Here is a 12,546-nt window from a genome sequence, read left to right as displayed (position 1 = left end):
AAGTAAAATTATTTTATTTTCTATTTAAGTATTTTGTCTCTTTGCGCTTTTATTTTGCAGCACAACTCTGCAAATAAATGGACAAAATCTCGGTTGTTTTGGCGTTATGCTTTGAGGCATTAAAGGGGCTCACTCAGGTCATCTGCTCTGATGACAACACAACTCTGGAAACCCTTATGAACCTTAACGCGACGCGTCAGGGCGCTATGCCTTTGTCTTTACACCCTGTGCCTGAACAGAAAAATACTATATCAGACTTCAATGGATTAATAGAATATCGGCAATTAGCCGGACTTACCGTTCAGGATAAAGAGATAAAAGCCATTATTTTTCGCAGTAATATCCGCGAAAGCCTGTTTCGTCATATTCAATTTTCAAACTTCACGCTCAATCGCTGTTACCTTGAGAATATCGTTTTCGAGAATTGTGATATGCGTAATGTGTGTTTCTCACATTCAGTGATTACAAAACCGATTATTTTACGGCGTTGCCAGGTGGCAGGAATGCGTTTGATGAGTATGCACAGGAGGATGTTTGTTTTTGAAGAGTGTACTGGCGTCGGGCAAATGCTGATTGCCTGACGCCAGTTCTCATGCGTAATTAACGCATGGTCACAAACTCTTCTGCCGCAGTTGGGTGGATCGCCACGGTATTATCAAAGTCTTTCTTGGTTGCGCCCATCTTCAGTGCCACAGCAAAGCCTTGCAGGATCTCATCCATACCAAAACCAATACCGTGAATACCGACAATCTTCTCATCCGGGCCAACGCAAACCAGCTTCATACGGCACGGCTGACGATGAGAAGTGACCGCGGTGTACATTGCGGTAAAGGCCGATTTGTACACTTTGACCTGGTCGTCGCCATACTGTTCGCGTGCCTGAGGCTCGGTTAAACCCACAGTGCCAATCGGTGGATGGCTGAACACGACGGTCGGGATGTTGCTGTAATCCAGATGCTCATCCGGCTTATTGTTGAACAGACGTTCTGACAGGCGACGGCCCGCAGCAACCGCTACGGGTGTCAGTTCAACGGCTCCGGTGTTATCGCCAACCGCATAAATACCTGGCACGCTGGTGTTCTGGAATTTATCGACAACGATATAGCCTTTGTCATTGGTCTTCACGCCTGTCACGGCCAGGTTGAAGTTATCATTTGCCGGTTCACGACCAATCGCCCAGATCAGGCAATCTACGGTCTGGCTACGGCCATCTTCCTGCTCAAGCGTCAGGCTGTCATCGGCATTTTTCACAATGGCTTTTGGTACGGCGTGGGTATGCAGGGTTGGGCCTTCAGCGTTCATCACCTCAACCAGCGTATCGACAATCAGCGGGTCAAAGCTGCGCAGCGGGGCATGTTTGCGGACAAACAGATGCGCTTCAGCGCCCAGGCCATTAATCACGCCAGCCAGCTCAACGGCGATGTAGCCTGCGCCAACAATCGCAACACGTTTTGGCAATGCGGGCAGTTCGAAGAAACCGTCCGAGTCGATACCGTATTCTGCGCCTGGAATGGCCGGGTGGACTGGACGGCCACCGGTCGCGATCAGGATATGATCGGCGGTGATCGTCTCACCATTAACTTCGATCGTTCTGGCATCGACAAAGCGGGCAAAGCCACGGATCACATCCACATTATTTTTACCCAGCACGTTGTCGTACGAGGTATGAATGCGGTCGATGTAGGCGGTACGGCTGGCGATCAACTTGTCCCAGTCGAAATGATTGATCGTGGTGTCAAAGCCGTAGTCCGGGCCATACAGATGGATAGCCTCACGGATTTGCGCGGCATGCCACATCACTTTTTTCGGCACACAGCCCACGTTCACACATGTGCCACCAAGTTCTTTGGCTTCAATCAGTGCACATTTCTGGCCGTACATGGCTGCACGGTTGATCGAGGCGATACCGCCGCTGCCGCCACCGATAGCGATGTAGTCATAATGCTTAGTCATAGCCTTTATCCTTAATCGTTAATTGCCGCGATTGTATACCTGAAATCAATAGGTTCCACCGATGACTGTGATTACTCTGGCACGATCCAGCTTACTGTCGCATGGCCAATTCCGTTCGGAACCAGCGTTTTGTGCAGCCATGGCAGCACGTTGTTCATTTGCGCTTCGAGCTTCCACGGTGGGTTGATCACAATCATACCGGAGGCGGTCATGCCACGCTGGTCGCTGTCCGGGCGCACGGCCAGTTCAATTTGCAGGATCTTACGAATGCCAGTGGCTTCCAGGTCTTTGATCATGCGTTTGATTTGCGCACGCAGGACCACCGGATACCACAAAGCATATGTCCCCGTAGCAAAGCGTTTGTAGCCTTCATGGATGCCGGTCACTACCGCCTGGTAGTCGGTTTTGATTTCGTATGGCGGGTCGATCAAAACCAAACCACGGCGGGAAACCGGTGGCAGTTTGGATTTCAGCTGCTGATAGCCGTCTGCTTTTTCCACTCGGGCGCGGCTATCTTTCTGGAATTCAGAACGCAGCAGCGGGAAATCGCTCGGGTGCAGCTCGGTGAGCTGAAGGCTGTCCTGCTCGCGCAAAAGCTGGCGCGCAATCAGTGGAGAACCTGGGTAGTAGCGTAGCTGACCGCTGCGGTTGAAGTGATTGACCACATTGATGTACGGCTCCAGCTCGGCAGGTAAGTCATCCTGCTGCCAGATACGTGCGATGCCTTCGAGGTACTCTCCCGTGCGTTCAGCGTGCTCGCCGCTCAGTTGATAACGGCCCGCGCCGGCGTGCGTGTCCAGGTAGAGAAACGGTTTATCTTTCTCTTTGAGCGCTTCAATAATCAGGCTCTGAACGGTGTGTTTGAGGACGTCGGCGTGGTTGCCTGCGTGAAAGCTGTGGCGATAACTGAGCATGGATGCAGAGATTCCGGGAAGTAAACAAGTTAAGCGGTAGTTTACCGTAGATCCGCCCAGATTACCGCTAAAGCGCCGTGCTGTTTCAATTGCCGCAAAAGCGTTGCAAAACATAACCGTGTCATAAAAGTGTCAACCAGCGGGGCTAGCGTCGCAGTCAGGCAAGGTAATTGTTTGAATAAAAGGAAAAATAATGAAGCTGAAAATAACACTCCTGACATCTGCACTGATGCTGGCGTTGCCGGTTCTGGCGAAAGAGGTTCCGGTTAATCAGGCGGCGGCGATCGCTAACAGCGTAACGCCAGCGGCGGAAAGCATGGCGTTTGATACGCTAGAGAGCCAGGCGCTGGCGCAACTTCGTGACGCACTGAAGGGCAACGCGTCAACGCTGACGCGTGAGGCGCTTGAACATGCTAAACAGACCAAAACGCAGGCCGATAAAGCCTGGCTGAAGGCCAGTGGCTATGATTTCCAGACGAAAGAGAACCAGCAGGCTGGCATCGCGCTACTTTCAGCCTTTAGTTCGCTACCCAAAACGGTGATTCAGGACAATCTGGAAACGGTAACGGTGATTAACCGTGACGCTGTTCAGACAAGCCGTCATCAGGCCCTGGCAGATGCGGAAGGGATTAACTATCTCTATTTCCTCAGTGATGCGTTGGGGCCACGTTTGGGTAAAGCCTTCCTGACGGCTTACGATAAAGGTGAACTGGGGAAAGCGGCTGCACTGATTAAAGCCTCGGAAGTGAGTACCAGCGAGGCGAAGAAACATTTCAATAATCCTCGCCCATTCCTGATTCAGGGCAACACGATCCACCTTGTGCCGGATGATGTGGTGGTGAAAGATAATCATCCGTACACCGCTGACGGTGGTTCATTCCCGAGCGGACATACCAATACCGGCTATACCGATGCACTGCTGATGGCCGAGATGATCCCGGAGCGGTTTGATGCGCTGGTGACGCGAGGCGCACGCTATGGTTATTCACGGATTGTGCTCGGCGTGCATTATCCGCTGGATGTCATGGGCTCGCGGATGGTGGCACAACGCAATGTTGCCCACTACCTGAACGACGCGAAATACCGCACGCTGTTTAATGAGGCCCGCGATCAGTTACGTACTGCGCTGGAAAAAGAGTGCGGCATGTCCCTTGCTGATTGCGCGAAGACAAATGGAAAAGACGATCCCTATCGTGACCCGGCCATGCAGGCTTTCTACCGTTTCACGATGACCTACGATTTGCCGCAGCAGAAAGGTGAAAAACAGAATCTTACGGTTCCTGAAGGTGCTGATGTTCTGCTGAAGGCCGCGCTGCCAAACCTGTCTGTTGCCCAGCGTCAGGCGTTGATGGTGAAAACCGCATTGCCTGCCGGTTATCCGTTGTCGGGCGATACGGCTGAACAGCAGTTCTGGCAACGTCTTAACCTGCCTGCAGCCTATGCACTCGGACATCACGCCCGTTAACGCCTTTGCGCCCGGTATGTGCAATGCTGCCGGGCGTAATTCACCGCGCTCACCATTGAAATTATCTACACTTAACCCCATTCTAGAACCAATATGCACAGCGCCGGATGCGCGCTTCATTCACCTTTTTCAACAGGACAGCGCTTATGACCAATCCATTACTGACGCCTTTTTCCTTGCCGCCTTTTTCTAAAATCCTCCCTGAGCATGTTGTCCCCGCTGTAACCCAGGCGCTGGATAACTGCCGTGCGGCGGTAGAAAGTGTGGTGGCCCAGGGGGCGCCGTATACCTGGGAAAACCTGTGTCAGCCGCTTGCTGAAGTGGACGATGTGCTGGGGCGAATTTTCTCTCCAGTCAGCCACCTGAACTCGGTGCAAAACAGCCCGGAACTGCGAGAAGCCTACGAACAAACGCTGCCGCTGCTGTCTGAATACAGCACCTGGGTCGGCCAACATGAAGGGCTGTACCAGGCGTACCGTGATCTGCGCGATGGCGATCACTATGCAGCGATGAATACGGCACAGAAAAAATCGGTTGATAACGCACTGCGTGATTTTGAGCTGTCCGGTATTGGCCTGCCAAAAGAGAAACAGGTCCGCTACGGTGAAATTGCGGCGCGTCTGTCTGAACTGGGCAACCAGTACAGTAATAACGTGCTTGATGCCACCATGGGCTGGTCAAAACTGATTAGTGATGAAGCTGAGCTGGCGGGGATGCCAGAAAGCGCACTGGCGGCGGCAAAAGCGCAGGCTGAAGCGAAAGAGCAGGAAGGTTTCCTGTTAACTCTGGATATCCCAAGCTACCTGCCTGTGATGACCTACTGCGATAATCAGGCTCTGCGTGAAGAGCTCTATCGCGCTTACAGCACTCGTGCCTCGGATCAGGGGCCGAATGCAGGCAAATGGGACAACAGCCCGGTAATGGCCGAAATCCTCGCGCTACGTCATGAACTGGCGCAACTGCTGGGCTTTGAAAGTTATGCCTATAAGTCTCTTGCCACCAAAATGGCGGAAAACCCGCAGCAGGTGCTCGATTTCTTAACCGATCTGGCAAAACGGGCGCGTCCTCAGGGCGAAAAAGAGCTGGCACAACTGCGCGCCTTTGCGAAAGCAGAATTCGGTGTTGATGAGCTTCAGCCGTGGGATATCGCGTACTACAGTGAAAAACAGAAACAGCACCTGTACAGCATCAGCGATGAACAACTGCGTCCATATTTCCCGGAAAACAAAGCCGTTAATGGTCTGTTTGAAGTGGTAAAACGTATCTACGGCATTACGGCTAAAGAGCGTAAAGATATCGACGTCTGGCATCCTGACGTGCGTTTCTTCGAGCTGTATGACGACAAGAATGAACTGCGCGGTAGCTTCTATCTCGACCTCTATGCGCGCGAAAATAAACGCGGTGGGGCGTGGATGGACGACTGCGTGGGCCAGATGCGTAAAGCCGATGGTTCACTGCAAAAACCGGTTGCGTACCTGACCTGTAACTTCAACCGTCCGGTAAACGGCAAACCTGCGCTGTTCACTCACGACGAAGTGATCACCCTGTTCCACGAATTTGGTCACGGTCTGCACCACATGCTGACCCGTATTGAAACCGCTGGCGTTGCCGGTATCAGCGGTGTGCCGTGGGATGCGGTCGAACTGCCGAGCCAGTTTATGGAAAACTGGTGCTGGGAGCCGGACGCGCTGGCGTTTATCTCCGGTCATTACGAAACGGGTGAGCCGCTGCCGAAAGAGCTGCTGGATAAAATGCTGGCGGCGAAAAACTACCAGGCGGCGATGTTTATTCTGCGTCAACTGGAGTTCGGACTGTTCGACTTCCGCCTGCATGCGGAATTTAGCCCGGAGCAGGGGGCGAAAATCCTCGAAACGCTGGCCGAGATTAAAAAGCAGGTAGCGCTTATTCCTGGTCCTGCCTGGGGACGTTTCCCGCACGCTTTCAGCCATATCTTTGCGGGGGGCTATGCAGCAGGTTACTACAGCTACCTGTGGGCTGATGTGCTGGCGGCAGATGCCTTCTCGCGCTTCGAAGAAGAAGGGATCTTCAACCGTGAAACCGGTCAGTCGTTCCTGGACAGCATCCTGACGCGCGGAGGGTCTGAAGAGCCAATGGTTCTGTTCAAACGTTTCCGGGGCCGCGAGCCACAGCTGGATGCGATGTTGGAGCATTACGGGATTAAAGGCTGATTGCTACGTGAAGATCTGCTTAGTCGATGAAACAGGCGCCGGAGACGGCGCCTTATCTGTTCTGGCCGCCCGATGGGGGCTGGAACATGACCCAGAGAACCTGATGGCGCTGGTGATGACGCCGGAGCATCTCGAACTGCGTAAGCGTGATGAGCCTAAGCTTGGCGGCATTTTTGTTGATTTTGTTGGCGGGACGATGGCGCACCGACGCAAGTTCGGCGGTGGCCGCGGTGAAGCCGTTGCCAAAGCTGTGGGGATCAAAGGGAGCTATTTACCGGATGTGGTCGACGCCACGGCGGGACTGGGGCGCGATGCGTTCGTGCTGGCGTCCGTGGGTTGCCGCGTGCGGATGCTGGAGCGAAATCCGGTTGTGGCCGCTTTGCTCGATGACGGGCTAGCGCGCGGTTACGCGGACCCGGAAATTGGTCCGTGGTTGCAAGAGCGTTTGCAGCTGATTCATGCCTCCAGTCTGACGGCGCTGACGGACATTACGCCGCGCCCGCAGGTGGTCTATCTTGACCCGATGTTCCCGCATAAGCAGAAAAGTGCGCTGGTCAAAAAAGAGATGCGTGTGTTTCAGTCGCTGGTGGGACCGGATTTAGACGCTGATGGGCTGCTGGAGCCTGCTCGCTTGCTGGCAACAAAGCGTGTTGTGGTGAAGCGCCCGGATTATGCGCCACCGTTGGCGGAAGTCGCGACGACCAACGCAGTGGTCACGAAAGGGCACAGATTTGATATTTATTCGGGCACAGCGGAATAGTGCAGTCTGATGTTTTCACCTCCTCTCCCTGTGGGAGAGGAGGTGGGGAAATATTTACTCGTCTTCTTCGTCACGCAGCGGAACAATCAGCATATCAACGTGTACGGTGTTGATAAGCTGACGCGCTGAGGACATCAGCTTGCTCCAGAAGTCCTGGTGATGGCCGCAAACCACCAGATCCATATCGTATTTCTTAATCGCATCGACCAGTACCTGACCCAGATCGCCACTACCACTCAGAGTCTCAGTGATAGGGTAGCCTGCGTTGGTGGACAGTTCGCTTAGCGCATGGTGGGTTTCTTCGGAAATACGTTTCTGCATATCGCCAAGATTCACATCGATCAGGCCGGTATAGAGATCGGAGTAATTCACGTCAACGTGAATCAGCGAAACTTTCGCATTGTACGGGCGCGCCATGGATACCGCTTTATCAACCAGCACTTTGCTCTCTGGGGAGAGGTCTACCGCGATGAGAATGTGTTTGTAAGCCATAGTGTTACTCCTTCCTTAAGTTATCGATGACCATTCAGTTAAGCCGTCGTCTATCTGCTTTTATTACGGCCCAGTTGAACAAATTTTTCAAGCTTTGGTGTTGATAACGATTAACCTTGTGGCAAAAAAATTAACGGATCTCCTACACTATTTAATGAGTCGCTCGGATATTAAAATGAGATGCCGATCGACTTTTGAGTCATTCTTCACTGAACTGTCTGTCAGGGCATTGGGGTGCGGTAGTCCCGAAGCATTGCTTCGTGGGCGGACGCCGGGGAGGAAGTATGGTTAGCACCGTCGCATTGTTTTGGGCGTTATGTGTGGTTTGCATAGTGAATATGGCGCGCTACTTCTCATCGTTACGTGCGCTGTTAGTAGTACTTCGTGGTTGCGATCCGTTGCTTTATCAGTATGTGGATGGTGGAGGCTTCTTCACCTCGCATGGACAGCCCAGCAAACAGATGCGTCTGGTGTGGTATATCTACGCCCAGCGTTATCGTGATCATCATGATGAAGAGTTTATTCGTCGCTGTGAGCGCCTGCGTCGTCAGTTCATTTTGACCAGTGCCCTGTGTGGCCTGGTTGTGGTGAGTATGGTTGCATTGATGATTTGGCACTGAGCACATAAAAAAAGCGGGTCAGTTTCCTGACCCGCTTTTCACATTTCGCGTGCACTGCCTATCGGATGATATGCAGTGAAATCCAGTAGAGACCACCAGAAAGCAAAATGGATGCCGGGAGCGTAAACACCCAGGCCATCAGGATGTTGGTCACGGTTTTGCGTTGGAGACCACCACCGTCAACAATCATCGTACCGGCGACGGACGAGGAAAGAACGTGAGTGGTGGATACTGGCATACCGGTGTAGCTTGCCAGACCGATAGAAACGGCGGCTGTCATCTGCGCGGACATACCCTGCGCATACGTCATGCCTTTCTTACCAATCTTCTCACCGATGGTGGTGGCGACGCGACGCCAGCCAATCATCGTACCGATACCCAGAGCCAATGCGACAGCCATGATGATCCAGATTGGCGCGTACTCAATGGTATTGAGCATATCGCTTTTCAGTTTCTTCAGCAGACGCTGGTCATCAGCATTCACTTCAGGCTGCTTCGCGACTTTGTCCGTCACGTCAGAGATGCAGAGCATGATACGACGCAACTGACCGCGCTGTTCAACGGTGAGCTTGTCGTAGCTTTCGATGTCGCCCAGCATCCCTTTAGCGCGTTCCAGCGCATTAATGGCATTTGCCGGATGGCAGTGGAACTCGCCTGGCGCAGTTGTCGTGGTGGTGGCCGGAGACGGCAGCAACTGGTCAACGCCCGTCACTTTCTTCAGCAGCTCAGGATGTTGCTGGAAGTAGACCTCGACGTTGTTCACGGCATCACGGGTACGGGTGATTTCGTAACCGGAGGCATTCATGTTAACCACGAAGCCAGCGGGCGCAACACCGATCAACACCAGCATGACCAGACCAATGCCTTTCTGACCGTCGTTTGCACCATGAGAGAATGCCACGCCGATAGCGGAAAGGATCAGTGCGATACGTGTCCAGAATGGCGGTTTTTTCTTACCGTCTTTCTTCTCACGCTCAGCCGGAGTCAGGTGAATACGGGCGCGTTTTTTCGTTCCGCTCCAGTAACGGCGCAGGAGGAAGATTAACCCACCGGCAACGACCAGGCCCACGATAGGGGAGACGATCAGTGAAGCAAAGATCCCCAGCACTTTCGGGATGTTAAGCGCATCAACGACAGATGTACCGGTCATCAGGGCGTTTGTTAACCCAATACCGATAATTGCACCGATGAGCGTGTGAGAACTGGATGCAGGCAGGCCGAAATACCAGGTACCGAGGTTCCAGATAATTGCAGCAAGCAGCATTGAGAACACCATAGCGAGGCCATGGCCAGAACTAACATTAAGCAGCAGATCCGTTGGCAGCATATGCACGATGGCATAAGCAACGCTCAGTCCGCCCAGGAGAACACCAAAAAAGTTAAATACCGCCGCCATAACGACCGCAACCTGCGATCGCATTGCGCGAGTGTAGATAACCGTTGCTACTGCGTTTGCAGTGTCGTGGAAGCCATTGATAGCTTCGTAAAACAGTACAAATACCAGAGCAAGCAATAGTAAAAGCCCGGTATGTAAATCCAGGCCGGCAAACAAATGTAGCATAGGACGTTACGCCATTTTGAGGACATGAACGCGGCGCATTATCCAGGACAAATGCGCAACGGGCAAAGTGAAATATAGACTTTTTTTGATATACCACCTGATTTGGGAATTGTGCCTGAGAGGTTATTCTTTAAATTTCAATGAAATGGCTTTGTAATATTTATTTACGCTGGTGTGACCACAGCGGAAACTTTACAATCCGCGGCAGTTAACGAAGAGGATTTTGACGTGGAAAGGTTTGATGCCGTTGTAATTGGTGCCGGTGCGGCGGGTATGTTCTGTGCGGCAATGGCCGGACAGGCGGGTCGTCGAGTGCTGTTGCTGGATAATGGTAAAAAACCAGGCCGCAAGATCCTGATGTCTGGCGGAGGGCGCTGCAACTTCACAAACCTGTATGTGGAACCCGCCGCCTACCTGAGCCAGAACCGCCATTTCTGCAAATCTGCTCTGGCGCGTTACACCCAATGGGACTTTATTGACCTGGTGGGCAAACACGGTATTGCATGGCATGAAAAAACGCTGGGCCAGCTTTTTTGCGATGACTCGGCACAGCAGATTGTCGATATGCTGGTGGCTGAGTGTGAGAAAGGTGGTGTGGTGATGCGTTTGCGCACGGAAGTGCTCGACGTGACAAAAGACGGTCAAGGCTACACGTTGCAGCTCAACGGTGACACCCTCAGTACGGATAATCTGGTCATTGCCAGCGGTGGCTTGTCGATGCCGGGTCTGGGCGCGTCGCCTTTTGGCTACAAGATTGCTGAACAGTTTGGCCTAAAAGTATTGCCAACGCGTGCGGGTCTTGTCCCCTTTACCCTGCACAAGCCGCTACTTGAACAGTTACAGACCCTGTCTGGCGTCTCTGTTCCTTCCGTTATTACGGCGGAGGATGGAACCGTATTCCGTGAAAATCTTCTTTTTACGCATCGTGGTCTCTCCGGGCCTGCGGTACTGCAAATCTCCAGTTACTGGCAGCCGGGCGAGTTTGTGACGGTGAATTTAGTCCCTGAGTGTGACCTGGAGAGCTTCCTTGACGAACAACGCACCGCGCACCCGAATCAGAGTCTGAAAAACACCCTGGCAATGCAGTTGCCGAAACGACTGGTGGAGTGTTTGCAGCTTCTGGGACAGATCCCTGATGTCTCGCTTAAACAGCTCAATAATCGCGACCAGCAGGCGCTGGTTGATACCCTGACCAACTGGCGTGTACAGCCTAATGGGACAGAAGGCTATCGCACGGCGGAAGTCACCCTTGGCGGCGTGGATACGCATGAACTTTCGTCACGTACTATGGAAGCACGTAACGTGCCGGGGCTCTACTTTATTGGTGAGGTGATGGATGTCACCGGCTGGCTGGGGGGATATAACTTCCAGTGGGCATGGGCGAGTGCCTGGGCATGCGCGCAGGCGCTGGCTGAAAAGAATGTTTGATTTTTTTGAGTGGTAAGACGCAAAACGGTCCACTCTTTTCATTACTGGTTTATGCCAGTCAGCATGGTTAGTGTCTTTGTTTTCAAAAAGGGTTGTGTATGTCTGCTGCTCATCTCGGTTTCCCGACGGAAACCGTTGTTGTCTTTGTGGTAATGGCCGTTGGGGCGATGTTTATCGACCTCTTCATGCACCGTCACGATAAGCCCATTTCGCTGAAAAGTGCGGCGATGTGGTCCATTTTCTGGGTCATGATGGCGATGGCTTTCGCCGGATTCCTCTATGTGCACCACGGCGCGGAAATGGCGAGCCTGTTCCTTACGGGTTATGCGCTGGAAGAGGTGCTTTCCGTCGATAACCTGTTTGTGATGATGGCGATCTTCGCCTGGTTCGGCGTGCCGGATAAGTACCGCCACCGCGTGCTGTACTGGGGGGTGCTGGGGGCGATTGTCTTCCGCGGTATCTTTGTTGCCATTGGGACCAGCTTATTGAGTCTGGGGCCGTATGTTGAAGTGATCTTTGCCCTGGTTGTTGGCTGGACGGCGGTGATGATGCTGAAACGCAACGAAGAGAGTGATGAAGTCGAAGATTACTCCGGCCACCTGGCCTATCGGCTGGTGAAACGTTTTTACCCTGTCTGGCCGAAAATTAGCAGCCATGCGTTCATTCTTAGCCAGAAAGAGGTTGATGCCGAACTCGAAAAGCCGGAAAACCAGGATGTGATGGTGGGGCGAGTGAAGAAGGCGAAACGCTACGCGACGCCGTTATTACTCTGTGTGGCCGTGGTTGAACTTTCCGATGTGATGTTCGCGTTTGACTCTGTTCCGGCCATTATTGCCGTTAGCCGTGAACCGTTGATTATCTATAGTGCCATGATGTTTGCGATCCTCGGCCTGCGTACGCTCTACTTTGTACTGGAGGCGCTGAAACAGTATCTGGTGCATCTGGAAAAAGCGGTGGTTCTGCTGCTGTTCTTTGTGGCGTTTAAGCTTGGGCTGAATGCGACAGACCACTTCTGGCATCACGGTTACAGCATCTCCGCCACGGCGAGTTTGTTTGTGGTTTTGGGTGTACTGGCTCTTGGGATTATTACGAGCGTGCTCTTCCCTGGGAAACGAGAAGCCTGATGTCATGCTTTCGCCCTCTCCCATAGGGAGAGGGCCATAG

11 protein-coding genes are annotated in these 12,546 nt (G+C 52.8%); 7 read left to right on the top strand and 4 right to left on the bottom strand.

What is annotated here, in order from left to right:
* Positions 1 to 77: 77 nt before the first annotated feature.
* Positions 78 to 581, top strand: coding sequence for a pentapeptide repeat-containing protein (locus HV346_RS21850; RefSeq protein WP_249415114.1), 504 nt, complete (start codon positions 78 to 80; stop codon positions 579 to 581).
* 19 nt (positions 582 to 600) lie between these two features.
* Here HV346_RS21850 and gorA read toward each other — a convergent pair whose 3' ends face one another.
* Both gorA and HV346_RS21840 read right to left on the bottom strand, forming a co-directional pair.
* The gene (gorA, locus tag HV346_RS21845; protein ID WP_181621287.1) at positions 601 to 1,953 is read right to left on the bottom strand and encodes a glutathione-disulfide reductase; all 1,353 of its coding nucleotides are present in this window, start codon (positions 1,951 to 1,953) and stop codon (positions 601 to 603) included.
* A 71-nt stretch (positions 1,954 to 2,024) separates the two neighbouring features.
* The gene (locus HV346_RS21840; RefSeq protein WP_181621286.1) at positions 2,025 to 2,867 is read right to left on the bottom strand and encodes a 23S rRNA (adenine(2030)-N(6))-methyltransferase RlmJ; all 843 of its coding nucleotides are present in this window, start codon (positions 2,865 to 2,867) and stop codon (positions 2,025 to 2,027) included.
* Between the two features lie 193 nt (positions 2,868 to 3,060).
* Here HV346_RS21840 and HV346_RS21835 point away from each other — a divergent pair, with 193 nt between their 5' ends.
* The 3 genes from HV346_RS21835 to rsmJ all read left to right on the top strand — a co-directional run bounded on the left by HV346_RS21835 (position 3,061) and on the right by rsmJ (position 7,281).
* Positions 3,061 to 4,332, top strand: a complete 1,272-nt coding sequence (locus tag HV346_RS21835; RefSeq protein WP_181621285.1) for a phosphatase PAP2 family protein — start codon at positions 3,061 to 3,063, stop codon at positions 4,330 to 4,332.
* Positions 4,333 to 4,478: 146 nt separating this feature from the next.
* Positions 4,479 to 6,521 (top strand): oligopeptidase A, encoded by a 2,043-nt coding sequence (gene prlC / locus HV346_RS21830; protein ID WP_181621284.1) that lies wholly within the window; start codon positions 4,479 to 4,481, stop codon positions 6,519 to 6,521.
* A 7-nt stretch (positions 6,522 to 6,528) separates the two neighbouring features.
* Complete coding sequence (gene rsmJ / locus HV346_RS21825; RefSeq protein WP_181621282.1) at positions 6,529 to 7,281, top strand: 16S rRNA (guanine(1516)-N(2))-methyltransferase RsmJ; 753 nt, start codon at positions 6,529 to 6,531, stop codon at positions 7,279 to 7,281.
* Positions 7,282 to 7,335: 54 nt separating this feature from the next.
* Here the strand turns inward: rsmJ and uspA are convergent, their stop codons facing one another.
* Positions 7,336 to 7,773 carry a universal stress protein UspA gene (gene uspA / locus HV346_RS21820; protein WP_003861223.1) on the bottom strand — a complete coding sequence of 146 codons (438 nt, stop codon included), beginning with the start codon at positions 7,771 to 7,773 and terminating at the stop codon, positions 7,336 to 7,338.
* Positions 7,774 to 8,057: 284 nt separating this feature from the next.
* Here uspA and uspB point away from each other — a divergent pair, with 284 nt between their 5' ends.
* Complete coding sequence (gene uspB / locus HV346_RS21815; protein WP_181621280.1) at positions 8,058 to 8,393, top strand: universal stress protein UspB; 336 nt, start codon at positions 8,058 to 8,060, stop codon at positions 8,391 to 8,393.
* Positions 8,394 to 8,451: 58 nt separating this feature from the next.
* On the opposite strand, the gene pitA is transcribed toward uspB, so the two are convergent.
* Positions 8,452 to 9,954 carry an inorganic phosphate transporter PitA gene (pitA, locus tag HV346_RS21810; RefSeq protein WP_181621279.1) on the bottom strand — a complete coding sequence of 501 codons (1,503 nt, stop codon included), beginning with the start codon at positions 9,952 to 9,954 and terminating at the stop codon, positions 8,452 to 8,454.
* A 228-nt stretch (positions 9,955 to 10,182) separates the two neighbouring features.
* On the opposite strand from pitA, the gene HV346_RS21805 reads away from it, so the two are divergent.
* Together HV346_RS21805 and HV346_RS21800 are read left to right on the top strand one after the other, a co-directional pair.
* A complete protein-coding gene (locus HV346_RS21805) occupies positions 10,183 to 11,382 on the top strand; it encodes an NAD(P)/FAD-dependent oxidoreductase (protein ID WP_181621277.1) in 1,200 nt (399 codons plus the stop codon).
* Between the two features lie 98 nt (positions 11,383 to 11,480).
* Positions 11,481 to 12,506, top strand: coding sequence for a TerC/Alx family metal homeostasis membrane protein (locus HV346_RS21800; protein ID WP_181621275.1), 1,026 nt, complete (start codon positions 11,481 to 11,483; stop codon positions 12,504 to 12,506).
* The last annotated feature ends 40 nt before the right edge of the window (positions 12,507 to 12,546 follow it).

Source organism: Enterobacter sp. RHBSTW-00994 (assembly GCF_013782625.1).
Classification (GTDB): domain Bacteria; phylum Pseudomonadota; class Gammaproteobacteria; order Enterobacterales; family Enterobacteriaceae; genus Enterobacter.
The sequence above is the reverse complement of the archived record's forward strand: the minus strand, read 5'-3'. Positions and strand labels throughout refer to the sequence as shown.

Coding starts and splice junctions, on each gene's coding strand:
- HV346_RS21840 (WP_181621286.1), bottom strand. CDS start 2,867: ATGCTCAGTTATCGCCACAGCTTTCACGCAGGCAACCACGCCGACGTC.
- pitA (WP_181621279.1), bottom strand. CDS start 9,954: ATGCTACATTTGTTTGCCGGCCTGGATTTACATACCGGGCTTTTACTA.
- HV346_RS21800 (WP_181621275.1), top strand. CDS start 11,481: ATGTCTGCTGCTCATCTCGGTTTCCCGACGGAAACCGTTGTTGTCTTT.
- gorA (WP_181621287.1), bottom strand. CDS start 1,953: ATGACTAAGCATTATGACTACATCGCTATCGGTGGCGGCAGCGGCGGT.
- HV346_RS21850 (WP_249415114.1), top strand. CDS start 78: ATGGACAAAATCTCGGTTGTTTTGGCGTTATGCTTTGAGGCATTAAAG.
- uspB (WP_181621280.1), top strand. CDS start 8,058: ATGGTTAGCACCGTCGCATTGTTTTGGGCGTTATGTGTGGTTTGCATA.
- HV346_RS21835 (WP_181621285.1), top strand. CDS start 3,061: ATGAAGCTGAAAATAACACTCCTGACATCTGCACTGATGCTGGCGTTG.
- prlC (WP_181621284.1), top strand. CDS start 4,479: ATGACCAATCCATTACTGACGCCTTTTTCCTTGCCGCCTTTTTCTAAA.
- uspA (WP_003861223.1), bottom strand. CDS start 7,773: ATGGCTTACAAACACATTCTCATCGCGGTAGACCTCTCCCCAGAGAGC.